The sequence below is a fragment of the Flavonifractor sp. An82 genome (genome assembly GCF_002159265.1).
Lineage (GTDB): Bacteria > Bacillota > Clostridia > Oscillospirales > Oscillospiraceae > Flavonifractor.
The window spans coordinates 272,238-287,066 of sequence record NZ_NFHG01000002.1; the positions used below are offsets into that span (position 1 = coordinate 272,238).

The 14,829-nt window shown below is 57.8% G+C and carries 12 protein-coding genes and 1 pseudogene; 8 read left to right on the forward strand and 5 right to left on the reverse strand.

Annotated elements, in window-relative coordinates; all coding sequences use genetic code 11:
• Nucleotides 1-408: 408 nt before the first annotated feature.
• Together B5G34_RS04935 and B5G34_RS04940 are read right to left on the reverse strand one after the other, a co-directional pair.
• Entirely contained in the window at nucleotides 409-1,176 is a 768-nt protein-coding gene (locus B5G34_RS04935; protein WP_087238107.1) for a GntR family transcriptional regulator, read from the reverse strand.
• Nucleotides 1,166-1,918, reverse strand: a complete 753-nt coding sequence (locus B5G34_RS04940) for a GntR family transcriptional regulator (protein ID WP_087334806.1) — start codon at nucleotides 1,916-1,918, stop codon at nucleotides 1,166-1,168. The genes B5G34_RS04935 and B5G34_RS04940 overlap by 11 nt, the downstream gene beginning before the upstream one ends.
• A 359-nt stretch (nucleotides 1,919-2,277) precedes the next feature.
• Here B5G34_RS04940 and B5G34_RS04945 point away from each other — a divergent pair, with 359 nt between their 5' ends.
• From B5G34_RS04945 to B5G34_RS04980, 8 genes are all read left to right on the forward strand, one after another.
• The gene (locus tag B5G34_RS04945) at nucleotides 2,278-3,351 is read left to right on the forward strand and encodes an ABC transporter ATP-binding protein (RefSeq protein ID WP_087334807.1); all 1,074 of its coding nucleotides are present in this window, start codon (nucleotides 2,278-2,280) and stop codon (nucleotides 3,349-3,351) included.
• A gap of 12 nt (nucleotides 3,352-3,363) precedes the next feature.
• Nucleotides 3,364-4,278, forward strand: coding sequence for an ABC transporter permease (locus B5G34_RS04950; protein WP_087334809.1), 915 nt, complete (start codon nucleotides 3,364-3,366; stop codon nucleotides 4,276-4,278).
• A 1-nt stretch (nucleotide 4,279) separates the two neighbouring features.
• A complete protein-coding gene (locus B5G34_RS04955; protein ID WP_087334811.1) occupies nucleotides 4,280-5,107 on the forward strand; it encodes an ABC transporter permease in 828 nt (275 codons plus the stop codon).
• A 79-nt stretch (nucleotides 5,108-5,186) separates the two neighbouring features.
• On the forward strand, nucleotides 5,187-6,278 hold the full coding sequence (locus tag B5G34_RS04960) for a spermidine/putrescine ABC transporter substrate-binding protein (protein WP_087334812.1): 1,092 nt from the start codon (nucleotides 5,187-5,189) through the stop codon (nucleotides 6,276-6,278).
• 22 nt (nucleotides 6,279-6,300) lie between these two features.
• Nucleotides 6,301-7,296 (forward strand): SIS domain-containing protein, encoded by a 996-nt coding sequence (locus tag B5G34_RS04965; RefSeq protein WP_087334814.1) that lies wholly within the window; start codon nucleotides 6,301-6,303, stop codon nucleotides 7,294-7,296.
• 64 nt (nucleotides 7,297-7,360) lie between these two features.
• Nucleotides 7,361-8,221: a fructoselysine 3-epimerase gene (frlC, locus tag B5G34_RS04970; RefSeq protein WP_087334815.1), complete on the forward strand. Its 861-nt coding sequence runs from the start codon at nucleotides 7,361-7,363 to the stop codon at nucleotides 8,219-8,221.
• Nucleotides 8,218-9,015, forward strand: coding sequence for a fructoselysine 6-kinase (gene frlD, locus B5G34_RS04975; protein WP_087334816.1), 798 nt, complete (start codon nucleotides 8,218-8,220; stop codon nucleotides 9,013-9,015). The genes frlC and frlD overlap by 4 nt, the downstream gene beginning before the upstream one ends.
• A 717-nt stretch (nucleotides 9,016-9,732) precedes the next feature.
• Nucleotides 9,733-10,848: a site-specific integrase gene (locus B5G34_RS04980; protein WP_242956843.1), complete on the forward strand. Its 1,116-nt coding sequence runs from the start codon at nucleotides 9,733-9,735 to the stop codon at nucleotides 10,846-10,848.
• On the opposite strand, the gene B5G34_RS04985 is transcribed toward B5G34_RS04980, so the two are convergent.
• From B5G34_RS04985 to B5G34_RS04995, 3 genes and pseudogenes are all read right to left on the reverse strand, one after another.
• A complete protein-coding gene (locus B5G34_RS04985; protein ID WP_087334818.1) occupies nucleotides 10,821-12,347 on the reverse strand; it encodes a recombinase family protein in 1,527 nt (508 codons plus the stop codon). The genes B5G34_RS04980 and B5G34_RS04985 overlap by 28 nt on opposite strands.
• Nucleotides 12,332-13,990 (reverse strand): recombinase family protein, encoded by a 1,659-nt coding sequence (locus B5G34_RS04990; protein ID WP_087334821.1) that lies wholly within the window; start codon nucleotides 13,988-13,990, stop codon nucleotides 12,332-12,334. The genes B5G34_RS04985 and B5G34_RS04990 overlap by 16 nt, the downstream gene beginning before the upstream one ends.
• A gap of 115 nt (nucleotides 13,991-14,105) precedes the next feature.
• Nucleotides 14,106-14,828, reverse strand: a pseudogene (locus B5G34_RS04995) (LPD16 domain-containing protein); the annotation flags it as partial.
• Nucleotide 14,829: the final 1 nt, after the last annotated feature.

Below are 14,829 nucleotides of genomic sequence, written 5' to 3' on the forward strand. Positions count from 1 at the left end.
CTCGACATCAGTAAATTGCAGTTGTCACAGGCCATTTCTCAGGACGGTGTGTTAGAAAAGTGTTAGAAACACAAAAAGCAAGTGGTCAAAAGCGAAAAAAGTACCGCATTCCAACGGAATCCGGCACTTTTTGGTAGGGGGAGGATTTGAACCTCCGACCTCCGGGTTATGAGCTGTTGCCAGCGGTTCAATCCGTTGATTTCAGACGCTTTTTGGCCCTCTTTGTTCCGGGAATTTCCCAGATCTCGGAGGTCGTATACTCTCCGCTCCGCTGGAATTTTTCCTGTTCTGGGTCAAGTTTTGGGTCAAGGTAGTAGCCCGGCCGCAGAATTTGTAGCAGGTATAGGAAAAAGAAGCTGTCAACTGCGCCAGAGAAAGCCTATGAGATAAAAGAAGAAGGTTGAGAACTCAACGGTGAAAATGGACGCTCAGGTCACACTTATCTGCTCGGATGTGGGTACGAGTAAACTCCACCGGCTGTTCGTCCCCGGGGCCGGCGGGGGCCCCATCGGCCCGCTCGGGGCTGCCATAGCGCACGCACTGGAGGGTGAGTACCCCCCGCCTGGGATCCACGTCCAGCAGCCTGGCATCGGGAGAATCCAGCCGGGTGATACCCAAACTCTGCTCCCCGCGTAATAGGTGTATGCCATAAAATTCGTACACCTCATGGAGTGGAAATACGTTCAGATCCACATCGGCTAAATTGGGGACAAGCCACTGTGGGATGTAGGCCTCTTCCAAAGACAGGGGCTCCCCATCCAGCAGGCTCAGGCGCTTGACATAGTAAAGCGGTTCTTCTGCCAGACAGTTCAGCCAGCTGGCATAGAGAGGGCCGGCAGTACGGCTGGCTTTGACCAGAAGCCGCTGCTCAAAGTGCTTGGCCGATGCCTTCAGCGTTTGTTCAAAGCCGCCCACAGTCTCCAGATCCTGCTCCAGCTTTTCTCCCACCACAAAAATCCCTTTGCCCTGGACACTCTTGAGCAGCCCTTCTCCGATCAGGGCGGAGATGGCCGAGCGAACCGAAAGACGGTGGATGCCGTATTTCTCAGCCAAAGTGCCTACTGAGGGGATGGCGGTGCCGGGGGGATATTCGCCGTTTTCGATCTTGCTGCGGATGAGCTCGCGAAGTTGGAGATACAGGGGGGACTGGGGGCCCACAGCTTCGTCATGCCTCATATTCAGTTATCGCCCCTTCCAATTTACGCTCCATAACCGTGGTGATACGCAGGCGGTCCGGCCGGGCTGCTGCCCGGCAGTACTCCATCATCTGTCCGCCCTGGTCGTAGGTAGTACTGACAATCCAGAATAGGGGAGACTCCGGTTCCACCCCCATCAGTGCAGCTTCCTCATCCGTGGCATAAGTGATGCCGATTTTTTCATCGCCCTCCCGGGGAATCACGCCATAGTCCTTCTCTAGTATAGCGAAGAGGGACTGGTGCTCCAGATCCTTCTTTTCCAGGCCGGGAACACGCCCTGCGGGGATATAGGATGTCTCAATCATCACCGACTCCCCATCCACCGAGCGCAGGCGCACGATTTTATAAAGCGGATAGCCCAACATTTGGCCAAATCGCTTTGCCAGATGCTTGTCGCACTCTGCCTGCTCCAGCCGCAGCAGGCGGGTGGTCACGGTACGCCCCTGTCCCGCAGCTGACTGACTCATGGACAGCAGGCCTTGGAGGCTGCGGGTGTATTTGGCCGGAGCCACGAAGGTGCCTGCCCCGATCCGGGAGCGGAGGGTTCCATCCTCTTCCATCAGGGACAGAGCGTTGCGGAGGGTGGAGCGGCTCAGCCCCCAGCGCTGGCTCAGTGCCCGCTCAGAGGGCAGACGATCCCCCGGCGCCAGGCCGTACTCCACCAGGAAGCCCTCCAGCAGTTCCCGCGCCCGGGCACCCGGCCTGAGCTTATATTCCTCCATTCATCATCGCTCCTCCTCCGGCCCCGGGCCGGAAAATCTGTCAAAAGCATACCACATTTCCAAAGATCTGACAATGGCGCATACAGGCAGGTGAAGGTGATTTCAGTCCAATTCTGCTCCGGCCTGCAGGAAAAAGCCCGGCGTTTCTTCAGTTTTTTTCCAACTGCAAAAGCTGTGGAGTACAAAGAATATTTAAAATCACAAATTGGTATGCTTTTATTTTTTGCTTATCTGTAAGAAGAGATTGCTATCCCTGGGAAGATATGCTATGATGCAGGCAAAGAGAGAGGCGGAGGAAAACCACCCGGTTTCCGCCTGGATTTTTGCGGCTTTTAACCAAAAATGAGGTGAGATCGGGCATGGCAGAGAGTATTGTATCCCTGATCAACGTGGAGAAACGGTTTGGGAGCAACCTAGTGGTACGAAAAATGAATATGGAGATCCAGGAGGGGGAGTTCCTCACCCTGCTGGGGCCCTCCGGCTGCGGCAAGACCACCACCCTGCGGATGATCGCCGGGTTTGAGGATGCCACCTCCGGCATCATCAAGGTGCAGGGGGAACGGGTGGAGAGCAAGGAGCCCTATCAGCGGGACGTGAACACCGTGTTCCAGAATTACTCCCTGTTCCCCCACATGACAGTGTTTGACAACGTGGCCTACGGTTTGACCATCAAAAAGGTTCCCAAGGACGAGATCCAGCGCCGTGTGACCGAGATGCTCGCCCTGGTGCAGCTGGCTGGCTTTGAAAAGCGCAAGCCGGACGCCCTGTCCGGCGGGCAGAAGCAGCGGGTGGCCATCGCACGGGCCCTGATCAACAACCCCAAAGTGCTGCTGCTGGATGAGCCGCTGGGCGCCCTGGATCTCAAGCTGCGCAAGCAGATGCAGATTGAGCTCAAGCGCCTTCAGAAAAAGCTGGGCATCACCTTCGTCTATGTCACCCATGACCAGGAGGAGGCCCTCACCATGTCCGACCGCATTGCCGTCATGAATGGCGGTGTGATCGAACAGCTGGACGTGCCCATGGAGATCTATGACCACCCGAAGACCCGCTTTGTAGCCGGATTCATCGGGGAGTCCAACATTTTCGACGGCACGGTGAAGGCGGTGGAGGGGGACCTGCTGCGGGTGGAAACCCCGTCCGGAATGCTCACCACCCGCGGCAAGGGGTTCCAGGTTGGCGAGGAGATGCATGTATCTGTCCGTCCGGAGCACCTGGAGTACGGCCTGGCGCCGGCGGAGGGCTTCGATCTGCCGGCTATCCTGAAGGACTTCACCTATATGGGCACGGTAGTCAAGACCGCCTTGGATCTGAGAGACGGCATGGAGGTCAAATTCTCCCGCTTTGAACAGGACTATGGTCTGCGCGAGGGGGATCAGCTCTTCCTCCGCTGGGACCCGGAAAAATCGGTGGCCATCAAGAAGTCAGCTACATAGGGAGGCGCGGAAATGAGCCGTCAAAGACTGAAAAATGGCGCCAGCGAACTCCAGGCCATCAACCGGCGGCGGGATATTCACCGCAAAACCATCCCCGCCCTGGCGCAGGCCGGACCGGTATCCGTATGGATGGTGCTCTTTGTCACGATTCCCATGCTCTACATCATCTATGTCAGCTTCATGTCCCGGGGTGTCTTCGGCGATGTGGTGTACGAGTTCTCTCTGGAAAGCTATCAGACCCTGCTGGACAGCACCTACTTCAAGGTCATTGTCAAGTCTCTGCAGGTGGCACTGTTCACCACCGTGGCCTGCCTGCTGCTGGGCTACCCCTTCGCCTATTACATCGCCCGTAAGCCGCCGGAGGTGGCCTCCAGGCTGATCATGCTCATCATGATCCCCTTCTGGACCAACTCCCTGATGCGGCTGAACAGCTGGCTGCTCCTCTTCCAGACCAGCGGCCCGGTGAACACCTTCCTCCAGTGGGCGGGTATCACCAGCGAACCCATCACCTTCATCTACACCGACCCGCTGGTGATGCTGGGACTGGTGACCAACATGCTGCCCTTCGCGGTGCTTCCTCTGTACAGCACGATTGAGAAATTGCAGAACTCCCTGCTGGAGGCGTCCTCCGACCTGGGGGCCAATCCCCGGCAGACCTTCTTCCGCATCACCCTGCCCCTCACCTTCCCCGGTATCTTCTCGGCCGTGATCCTGGTATTCATCCCCTCCCTGGGCATCTATACCGTATCCGACATGCTGGGCGGCGGCAAGGTTCTCTACATCGGCAACATTATCAAAAACCAATTTGGCGCCATCCGCAACTGGCCTCTGGGCGCGGCCCTGTCTGTGCTGCTGCTGGTGATCACCGGGCTTCTGATCTTCGTCTACACCCGCTTCGCCAAGCTGGAAGACATGGAGGTGGTGTGACATGGCAGCCCTGTCCAAGACTCAGCGGCGCAAGCGCCGCCTCGGCATTGTGGGTGATGTGTACGCCATCCTCATCTACACCGTGCTCTACATCCCCGTGGCGGTGATGATGGTATTCTCCTTCAATGATCAGAAATACAACTTCTACTGGAACGGCTTCACCACAGAGTGGTATGGCAAACTGCTGGAGAACGACGCCCTCATCGGCAGCCTGTGGTACTCCCTGATCATCGCAGTGCTGGCCACGGTGATCTCGGTGGTCATCGGCACCCTGGGCGCCTTAGGCCTGAAGCGGTACGAGTTCAAGGGCAAGCGCTTCATCAACAGCATGCTCTATGTGCCCATCATCGTGCCCGAGATCGTGCTGGCCGTGGCCCTGCTCATCATCTTCATGAACATCGGCCTGTCCCTTGGGCTGGGATCCATCCTGGTGGGCCACTGTACCTTCTGCATCCCCTACGCGGTGGTCACCATTAAGGGACGCATCAGCGGCGACGGCTACGAGCTGGAGGAGGCCTCCATGGATCTGGGGGCTAACCGCATCCAGACCTTCCTGCGGGTCACCCTGCCCAGCATGGTGCCCGGCATCATGTCCGCCGCCTTCCTGTCTTTCACCCTGTCCATCGACGATGTGGTCATGAGCAACATGCTCTCCGGCGCCCGCAACTCCACCCTGCCGGTATTGATCCTGTCCATGAACCGCACCGGCGTCACTCCCGATGTCAACGCCCTGACCACCATCATGATCCTGGTGATTGTGGCCGCCATGCTGCTGAGCAACGGCGTCAAGGCCCTGCTCCGCAGGAGGGAGAAGGCGGCCGCCCGGTAACGGCCCACCCCGCCGCGGGAGGACGCGGCGGATACGGCATAGAAGCAGTCTCAACCAAACATCACAAGGAGGCAGACAAATGAAACGGTTTCTTGCACTGATCCTGGCTCTGACTATGGCTCTGGCCCTGGCCGCCTGCGGCGGCGGGAACGAGCCTGCTGCGGAGTCCCCCGCCGGCGGAACGGAGACCACTGCCAGCGGCGAAGAGGCCGCCAGCACCGAGCTGAACATCTACATGTGGCAGCAGTACATCTCCGACCAGGTGGTCTCCGATTTTGAGGAGGCCAACAACTGCACCGTCAACATCTCCTACATGAGCGACAACGCCGACGCCGTTACCCGGCTTACCTCCGGCGGCGGCGACCAGTACGACCTGATCATGACTTGCGACGCCTACATGGAGTCCCTGATTGCCGGCGGCTACGTGGAAGAGCTGGATCTGTCCCGCATCCCCAACTCTTCCAACATCAACCCCGCCTATTGGTCCTCCCCTAACCACAGCATCCCCTACCTGGGCAACTACATCTATGTGGTGTACAACACCGAAACCTGTCCCATTGAGATTACCTGCTACAACGATCTGATCGACCCCGCCCTGAAGGGACAGATCACCTCCATTGACGGTGCCCGCAACCTGTTCCCCATGGCCCTGGTAGCTCTGGGCTACGACCCCAACTCCGAGAACGAGGAGGAGATTGCCGAGGCCTATGAATGGCTGGTGAAGTACAACGAGAACGTGGTGGCCTACGGCAACGCCGAGCAGAACCTGACCAACGGCACCGCCAGCGTGGCCTTCACCTATGATGGCAACGCCTCCTGGGCCTTTGCCGAGACCGGCGGCGCGGACAGCCCCCTGACTGTGGCCCCCTTCACCGACGACGCGGTGCAGCTGGGCTTTGACATGTATGTTATCCCCACCGGCGCCAAGCACACCGACCTGGCATATAAGTTCCTGGACTATATCTGCGACCCCGAGGTCATGGCCCAGAACCTGGAGGAATTCCCCTACTTCTGCCCCAACGACGCCGCTGTGGCCGCCGCCCCCGAGTCCTACCGCAACGACCCCTCCAAGGATTTCGATTACAAAGAGAATGTGTTCTTCCAGGAGGATGTGGGCGAGGCCCTGACCATCTACAACGACTACTATCAGATGCTGAAGGTCGGCGAGTAAACCGCCAGCCGAGGAGGACTCTATGCTGAAATTTGACGAGGAAAAACAGATTGCCAGCGTACAGGGGGCCTTGGCCCTGCGGCCGCGGATCGAGGCCATTGTGGACGAGATCTGTGAGAAGGGGTTCCGCAACCTATGCTGGCTGGGCATCGGGGGCACATGGGCCTCCTGCCTCCAGGCCGAGGTCCACATGAAGGAGCGCTCCGACCTGGAGCTCTTTGTGGAGAACGCGGCGGAGTACCTGACCACCGGTAGCCGGCGGGTGGGGGATGGGACCATTGTAGTGATCTCCTCCGTCACCGGCAGCACCGAGGAGATGGTGCGGGGCGTGGAGAAAGCCAAGGCCGCCGGCGCCAGGGTGCTGGGCTTTATCGACGTGGAGACCGCCCAGCTGGCTGGAATGGTGGACTGGGAGATCGCTTACCCCGCCAATGAGCAGCTGAAGTTCTTCATGGTGGCCGACCGGTTTATGTACAACCGGGGGGAGTTCCCGGAGTACGACGAGTACTACGCCCAGATGGATGCCCATCTGGCCCGGGATCTGGTGGAGGTGGAGAAGGCCGCCGATGCCTTCGGCCTGGAGTTCGCCCAGAAGCACCACGATGACAGGCTCCACTACTTCGTGGGCGCTGGCAACCAGTACGGCTCCACCTACTCCTACGCCATGTGCTACTGGGAGGAGCAGCACTGGATCCGCACCAAGAGCATCCACGCCGCCGAGTTCTTCCACGGCATGCTGGAAATCGTGGATCGGGACACCCCGGTGACCGTGTTTGTGGGAGAGGATGCCCAGCGGTCCCTCGGCGAGCGGGTGGTGAAGTTCCTGCCCCGCGTGTGTGCCAACTATACCGTCATCGACTCCAGGGACTACGCTCTGCCCGGTATCGACGACAAGTATCGGGGAAACCTGTCCCATCTGGTGACCCACGCCGTCACCCAGCGCATCGACGCTCACATGGAGGCCATCAACTGCCATCCTATGGAGATCCGGCGCTACTACCGGCGGCTGGATTACTGAGTCACGCCATCAAAGGGCGGCCCCGAACAGCCTTCGGGGCCGCCCTTTCTGTCAGGAGGACGCTATGAAACTGGGTATGTTTACCTGCGGCTGGCAGCGCTGGCCCCTGGAGCGGGCCTTTTCCGGCGCCCGGCGGCTGGGCTACGATTATATCGAGCTTTGGGGCGGCCGGCCTCATGCCTTCGCCCCCGATCTGAAGCGGGGCGGCCTGCGGGAAGTACTGGCCCTGGAAGAAAAGTATCAGATGCCGGTGGCCGTCTATACGCCGGAGCACAACGCCTATCCCTACAATTATATGCTGGGGGATCGGCAGCAATGGGAGGACTGTATGGCCTACCTGGAGCTGTGCCTGGAGATGGGAAAGGCCCTGGGAGCAGAGTATACCCTTATCTCTGTGGGGCACGGCGGGTACGGCGCGTCCCGCCAGGCGCTGTGGAACCGTCTGCTGGAGAGCCTGCGGCGGCTTGCGGATGCGGCGGAGCGGCTGGGCCACAAGATTGTGCTGGAAAGCCTTACCTGCTATGAGAGCAACCTGTGCACCTCCGCCGGGGAATTGGCCCAGGCCCTGGATGAGGTGGGCTCTCCCGCTCTGCTGGGTATGTGCGATGTGGTGCCGCCGGCGGCGGCAGGTGAGCCGGTGGAAAACTATCTGGACCTGTTGGGCGATCGGCTGGCCCATCTGCACCTGGTGGATTCCGACGGGAGAAGCGACTCCCACCTGCTGCCCGGGGACGGCGCCCTGCTCCTGCCCGAGCTGCTGAGGGATCTGTCGGACCGCGGCTATCGGGGACGGGCCACCATTGAGCTGGTTACCGCCTACCTGGCCGAGCCTGCGCTCCATGCCCGCCGGGCCCTGGAGCGGGTGCGGGCCATGGAGACGGAAAATCCGCGAAAAACGCGCACAAGCGCGGGGAGGAAGCTATGAAGGACGACATCAGGCTGGCCGCCGTAGGGGACAACTGCATCGACCTGTACGACCAGACGGGGGACGCCTACCCCGGCGGAAACCCGGTGAATGTTGCGGTATACACCGTGCGGCTGGGGGGCAGCGCCTCCTATACCGGCGTGGTGGGGGATGACAAATATGGCAGACTCATGCGGCAGGCTGTGGCGGCCAAAGGGGTGGACGTATCCCACCTGCACACCGAGCCCGGCTCCACCGCCCTATCCCACGTGACGGTCGTAAACGGAGACCGGGTGTTCGGTGACTACGAGGAGGGGGTGATGGAGAACTTCCGCCTGACGGAGGAGGACGTGGACTTCCTCTGCGGCCACGACTTGGTGGTGTCCGGTTTGTGGGGCCGGGTGGAGGGCGACCTGCCCCGGTTGAAGACCCGGGGGGTACCGGTGGCCTTCGACTGCGCCGACCGGCCGGAGGACCCGGCGGCGGAAAAGGCCTTGCCCTGGGTGGACTACGCCTTTTTCTCCAACGACTCCGCCGGAGATAGGGAGTTGGAGGACATCCTCCGCGCCATCCACACCAAGGGACCGGAGCTCGTAGTGGCCACCCGGGGAGAGCGGGGCAGCCTGGCCTTTGACGGGAGCCGGTTTTACCGGGGGGGCATCGTGCCCTGCACGGTGGTGGACACCATGGGCGCCGGAGACAGCTTCATTGCCGGCTTCCTCTACGGCCTTATGCGGGGGAAGGACATCCCAGCCTGCATGTCCCTGGGGGCCGAAAACAGTAGCGTCACCCTGGGCTATGCCGGGGCATGGTGAGGCAAGCAGAGCGCCTGGCTTGCCGCAAGCGGCAGCCAAACGCCTTTTGCGGGCGTGGCTTACACCCACTCCAGAAGGAGAGGCAGATAACCACAAGGAAGCTCCCTGTCGCGGCCGTGCCGCCCCTGTGTGCCGGTTTCGGGGTGGAGGTGAAGGCGGCGCTACTGAAACGGGGATTTCGGCGGCGTTGGGCCGCGTGTGGGGCGGCGGCTGTCCAGGGCAGTCATGACGCGGTAATCCTGACCATCTAGGCCATTCAGTTCCAGAGAAAGAACGCCTCCTAGGGCCCCGATTTTGGGCCCTTTGGGGGCGTTCGATTTTAGTACCAGGATAAAGGGAGGTGGTCGCAAGCGCCCACCTCCCGGCCACAAAGCCCCGCATTGCGGGGCTTTTCCAGCTTTTGAGGGAGGTGCACCTTTTCGCCACAGCCGATGGTTTTAGGTGGTCGTCAATTTGAGAAGTCCAGTGTTCCCGGGCGGTTCCGGCCTTTTTGAGCGACGCTGTGGGGGGCGTTTGGGCCAGGGGCATCCTTCCCCGCCTGGATACGCAAATCCTGCGCCGCATAAAACAAAGATAGGGCTTTTCGCGCTGGACGGAAAATGATACGCTGTAACAAAGAAAAGGCAAATGATAATGTTCTGTTAACTCAGCACTGTCGGCCTGGCTATTTCTCCCCTTCTGCGGTATGTTGTGTTGCTGCAAAGGAGGTAATAAGCCATGGCAAAACGAAGGGCCAACGGGGAGGGAAACCTCCGCAAACGGAAGGACGGCCGCTGGGAGGGCCGGTACACTGCCGGCCGCGATCCGGAGACGGGCAGGGCCATCTACAAGAACGTCCTGGGCAAGACCCAGGCGGAGGCCAAGGCAAAGCTGAAGCAGGCAATCGAGGAAGCGAAGGGGCTGGATGCGGCCAAGGTTGGCCGGTACACGGTGGGCCAGTGGATGGAGGTGTGGTTTGAGCACTACGCCAAGGTGAAGGTGCGGCCCTCCTCCCATCAGACCTATCGTGGGTACATCGACAACCACATCAAACCCAATATCGGCAAAATTCCGCTGGAAAAGCTCACTTCTCTGGAATTGCAGAAGTTCTACAAGAAGCTGCTGACCAACGGTCGCGTAGACCGATTGGAATCCAGGCACCAGGCCAAAGGGCTGAGCCCCAAGACAGTGCGGAACATCCACCAGATCATCTCCTCTGCGATGAGCTTAGCCAAAGAGCAGAAACTAATCGTCGCCAATCCGGCGGAGGGCTGCGCCCTGCCCAGGCTGGAGCACCGGGAGATGAAAACTCTGCCGGTGGAACAGCTCCAGTCCTTCCTGAGAGAGGCAAAAGAAAGCGGTGTGTATGAGCTCTACTACCTGGAGCTGGCCACCGGGCTCCGCCGGGGAGAACTTCTCGGTCTTAAATGGGAGGACATTGATTTGGAGCGGGGCGACCTCCGGGTTCGGCGGCAGATTGCCCGAATCAACGGCGAGGTGGTGGAGGCGCCACTAAAAACGAAAAATGCCTACCGCACCCTGCCGCTGGCAGAGGATACGGTAAGCATTCTGTTAGAGCAGAAGGAAAAAGTGGGCGGTAGCCCCTGGGTATTCCCCAGCCCCACGGGCGGGCCGATCTCCCCGGACAGCGTGCTGCACATGCTCCACCGGGTGCTGAAACGGGCTGGGTTACCCAGGATCAGGTTCCACGATCTCAGGCACCCGTATGTCAAGCACACGACAAAAAAATATAATTCTGAAAAGCAGAAAACCCAAGCTATCAAGGTGGATTTGATAGCCTGGGTTTTCCGTTTTTGCACCTTCAATTATTCAAAGAGGTCATGGACCTTGTAAACAATCTCAATGCGATTGTCGGGGAATACATACACCTTTTCAATCAGCAGATCGGTCAGCTCCGAGGTTAGCACATCTGCTTCGGCAATCGAGTGAGCAATCTCCTGTCGGCTGCTTTGGCGGGCCTGTTCTTCTCGCTTCAGCTTTGCCTGGGCGGTGACGGCTGCGTAGGCGTTTTTGACTTTCAGTATTTCTGCGTCATAAACTGCTTTCTCCGATTTATATGTGTCCAGCTCGATCTGCCCCAAGAGATACCGTTCAAAGAGAGCTTGCTTCTGGTCCTTCAGAGCTTCCAGTTGCTTCTCATACTCAGAGCATTTGGCAGCGGTAGCCTCCAGGTGAATGGTGCCGTCTTTATGTACGGGCAGCAGGATTTCCAGCTGCTTTTTCAAAGTGAGGAGGACGGCTTCTTCCAGCCCAGCAACATCTGCCCGGACATCGCGGCAGCGGCTGTTCACATCAGCGGTAGAATGGCGGCACATATAAAACGGTCTCTTTTGGGCGATGCGGGAAAGTGCATGATCGCAGCAGCCACAATAGACCTTGCCTTTTAGTGGGTACTCCCTGGTTTTCTTGGTCGGCAAGGAGAATCGGCGCTGCACAGCCTGCACCTTTTCAAATAGTTCTTTGTCAACGATTGCCGGATGATGGTCGGGAATAATGAACCATTTGTCCCGGTCCTTCTTGCGGCTCCGTGTGCTGCCCACTTCAATGACTGCACGACGCCCGATGACATAGGAGCCGATATAGCGTTCGTCCTCCAGGATACGGAGAACCGTAGAACTGCTCCAGCGTCCGCGGGAGCGGGAGACATCGTGGTACTGCTGCCCATGAGCTGCTTTGTATTCGCCGGGGGTCGGGATACCTTGCTTAAAGAGTTCCCTGGTAACGGCTGCTGCTCCAATTCCGGTTGCGGCAAGTTGGAAAATGAGCTGTACCACAGCAGCGGTTTCCGGGTTCGGTTCCATTCTGCCATCGGCACTTTTGCGATACCCGTAAGGGCAAACTTTGCTCTGGTATTCACCGCGCTGCATTTTGGCGTACTTGGCGCTTTTGGTCTTGATGGACATATCCCGGCTGTAATACTCGCTGATCAGATACTTGAAAGCCACATCCATACCGCCAGTATCGCCCTTGTGCTGATCGCTGTCAAAATCATCGTTGATGGAAATGAACCGGGTGTGAAACAGCGGAAATACACGCTCAATGAAATAGCCCGTTTCAATGCTGTTTCGTCCAAATCGGGAAAAGTCTTTTACGATGATGCAGTCGATCTTATTGGCCCGCACCATCTCAATCAGCTCCTGGACTTTGGGCCGCTCAAAGTTTGTCCCGCTATACCCGTTGTCGATAAATTCAAGGACTTCTGCATTGGCGGACTCCGGCATGGACGAAACAAATTCGTTCAGCGCAAGGTGCTGGTTTTCAATGCTCATACTGTCGTATTTATAATCCTCCAGGGAAAGGCGGATATAAAGGGCAATCACATATTTCTGCACTGCCTCAGCACCTCCTCACAATGTTCAAATTCGCTCTGGAAGCGGAAACGAACCGTAATCCGCTTTTCTCTTGAGACCTCTACACGGTCAATCAGGCGGTCAATCAGGGCTGCCGTCAGCTGGCGATCTTCCTTGATATGCTGTGCATCCTGGGACAGCATTTTGTACTGTTCCAGCTGCTTGGCGATGATTGCAAGCCCTGCTTTCAGCTGTTCAATTTCCCCGCTGATTGCCTCGATTTTGGCTTCGTACTTCTCTTTGAAGGTAAAATACTCGTCTTTTGACAGATGGTTCTGGATCAGGCCCTCATACAATCCGCGCTGGTAGGTACGCAGCTGCTGGATTTCCTGTTTCCGGCTGGCGATTTTAGCCTGTATGTTTTTCTGTTCCTCGGCTTCTTTGGAGAGGTTTTCCAGACCGAGAGAGTATTGCCCCAGCGTGGTATCAAGCTGTTCCTGTATCATATCGGCCAGGGCGTCCAGCAGCTCTTTTTCAAAGATAAACGCACCAGGACAAACACCCCTTTTGATACGGTTGTTGCTGATACAGTGATAGACATATACCTCCTGCGATTTTCTGCGGATGCATTTCTGTCGGTGAAGGCTACGTCCGCAGTGGGCGCAGAAGATTTTGCCTCTCAAAAGATTAGGAGACCAAGAATGTATCTCCCTGTCTTTTGCCTGCTGTGCAGCCTGGTCCAATGCTTTTTGAACGGCGGCAAACAGCTCCCGGCTGATGATGGCTTCATGGGTGCCGCGTACCGTTGTCCATTCATCGGCGCTGGCTCTGACCTGCTTGTGGTCGATGATTTTAGATACCCCTTGCACCAGATCTCCGGTATAAACCTCTGCGCGAAGAATTTTGGCAACGGTGCGGGTTTGCCAATGCCCATTGCCCACCAAATTCTCATGGGTGATCTCTCCCAAGGTCCTCTTGTAGTGGCTGGGAGAGAGATACCCGGCCTCGTTCAAGCGTACCGCGATTGTGTTTAATCCTGCGCCCTCGGCAGCCCATTGAAACATGGTTTTGACTACCTCAGCAGCCACCGGGTCAACAATCAGCTGGTGGCAGTCATCAGGAGCCTTCAAATATCCATAGGGGGTACGCCCACCAACATACTTGCCGTCTTTCATAGCCTGCCGCTGCTGGGCTTTGATTTTTCTGGCTATATCCATCGCATAGGCTTCGTTAATCATGTTCCGCAGCGGGATGATGATACCATCATGGGCATTATCCGGGGAAGAAGAATCGTAGCGGTCATTCACGGCAATAAAGCGGACTTTCTGCATGGGAAAATAACGCTCGATATAGTAGCCTGTGTCTATGACATTTCGCCCCAGGCGAGAGAGGTCCTTTACAATGACGCAGTTGATAAGACCCGCTTCAATATCGGAGAGCATCTGCTGGAAGCCGGGGCGGTGGAAGTTCGTACCCGTTGCGCCATTGTCAATGTAGGTCTGTACCACAATAATCTCCGGGTTCTGCTCCAGATACCGGGCGATAATCAGCTGCTGGGTTTCGATAGAAACGGTGTGGGTATGCTTATCCTCAACGGAAAGCCGCACATAAACTCCGGCGCGGCAAGTAGTATCCATCTCCGGTGCAGGAAGCACCACAGTTTCCTTTCTGCTTTTTCTTGCCACAAATCATCCCACCTTTCTTTGGCTTGTTTGCTCTGCCAGCTGGATCAGCTGAATCGCTTTCTGGTATTCGTCCTGGTATGTAAAGGTGATCTCCAATTCCTTTTTTCCAATCACCTTGATAGGCCCGCTCTTTGGAGAGGGGCAGAAGGTCACCGTCCAGGTAGCCGCATTTCTCCAGATCATCCTGAGTCAGTGCCGGGTCCGGCATGGGATACTCGTCCAACGCCTGCTCCTGGGCATCCGGCAGCTGGGTGGCGACAGCTTCTGCGGTCTGCTGGTAGGCGGCCTCCTGCAAAGTCTCGATCATGGACAGCGGGGCATACTTGATGGACTTGCTGCCCATGCCCAGGTCCTCACAGATGTGGCCGATAGCTTCAGAACGCCCCATATTTGCTCCATCCAGCTGGCCGCCGTCCATCTGCTTCATGGTTGCCACATCGTAGAGCGTGTAGTCCCAGCCGGTGTCGCAGGGCTGAACATGAAGATAGGTGGTATCATCCAGCACCAGCAGGGCCTCCCGGTACTCGGCGCTGGGCTGGGGACTTTCAGTATCGAAAGACAACGGAAATTCCTTATCAGAGTTCCAGTCAGTATCCACGCCCATCGCCATCGCTTCATCGGCCATCTTCACAAGGTTGGGATCAGGTTCCGGCTCGTCCAGCTGTGCCGGTTCAAGCACCGGCACAAGCTGATCCAGCCGCTCCATAAGCTCGGCTGCTTTTTGGGTGGTTTCATCCGGTTCGTCCTCGTTCACGATATTCTGGAGCCATTCGCGTACACCGCTGGCTTCTCCGCTTCGGAGTGTGGCAGTCAGTTCGTGCAGTGCGTCCTCACGGCTA

What these genes read in the sequence shown, in the direction of transcription:
- B5G34_RS04935 (WP_087238107.1), bottom strand. Translation starts at nt 1,176, where the DNA reads ATGAGGCATGACGAAGCTGTGGGCCCCCAGTCCCCCCTGTATCTCCAA.
- B5G34_RS04980 (WP_242956843.1), top strand. Translation starts at nt 9,733, where the DNA reads ATGGCAAAACGAAGGGCCAACGGGGAGGGAAACCTCCGCAAACGGAAG.
- B5G34_RS04950 (WP_087334809.1), top strand. Translation starts at nt 3,364, where the DNA reads ATGAGCCGTCAAAGACTGAAAAATGGCGCCAGCGAACTCCAGGCCATC.
- B5G34_RS04945 (WP_087334807.1), top strand. Translation starts at nt 2,278, where the DNA reads ATGGCAGAGAGTATTGTATCCCTGATCAACGTGGAGAAACGGTTTGGG.
- frlC (WP_087334815.1), top strand. Translation starts at nt 7,361, where the DNA reads ATGAAACTGGGTATGTTTACCTGCGGCTGGCAGCGCTGGCCCCTGGAG.
- B5G34_RS04955 (WP_087334811.1), top strand. Translation starts at nt 4,280, where the DNA reads ATGGCAGCCCTGTCCAAGACTCAGCGGCGCAAGCGCCGCCTCGGCATT.
- B5G34_RS04965 (WP_087334814.1), top strand. Translation starts at nt 6,301, where the DNA reads ATGCTGAAATTTGACGAGGAAAAACAGATTGCCAGCGTACAGGGGGCC.
- B5G34_RS04940 (WP_087334806.1), bottom strand. Translation starts at nt 1,918, where the DNA reads ATGGAGGAATATAAGCTCAGGCCGGGTGCCCGGGCGCGGGAACTGCTG.
- B5G34_RS04960 (WP_087334812.1), top strand. Translation starts at nt 5,187, where the DNA reads ATGAAACGGTTTCTTGCACTGATCCTGGCTCTGACTATGGCTCTGGCC.
- frlD (WP_087334816.1), top strand. Translation starts at nt 8,218, where the DNA reads ATGAAGGACGACATCAGGCTGGCCGCCGTAGGGGACAACTGCATCGAC.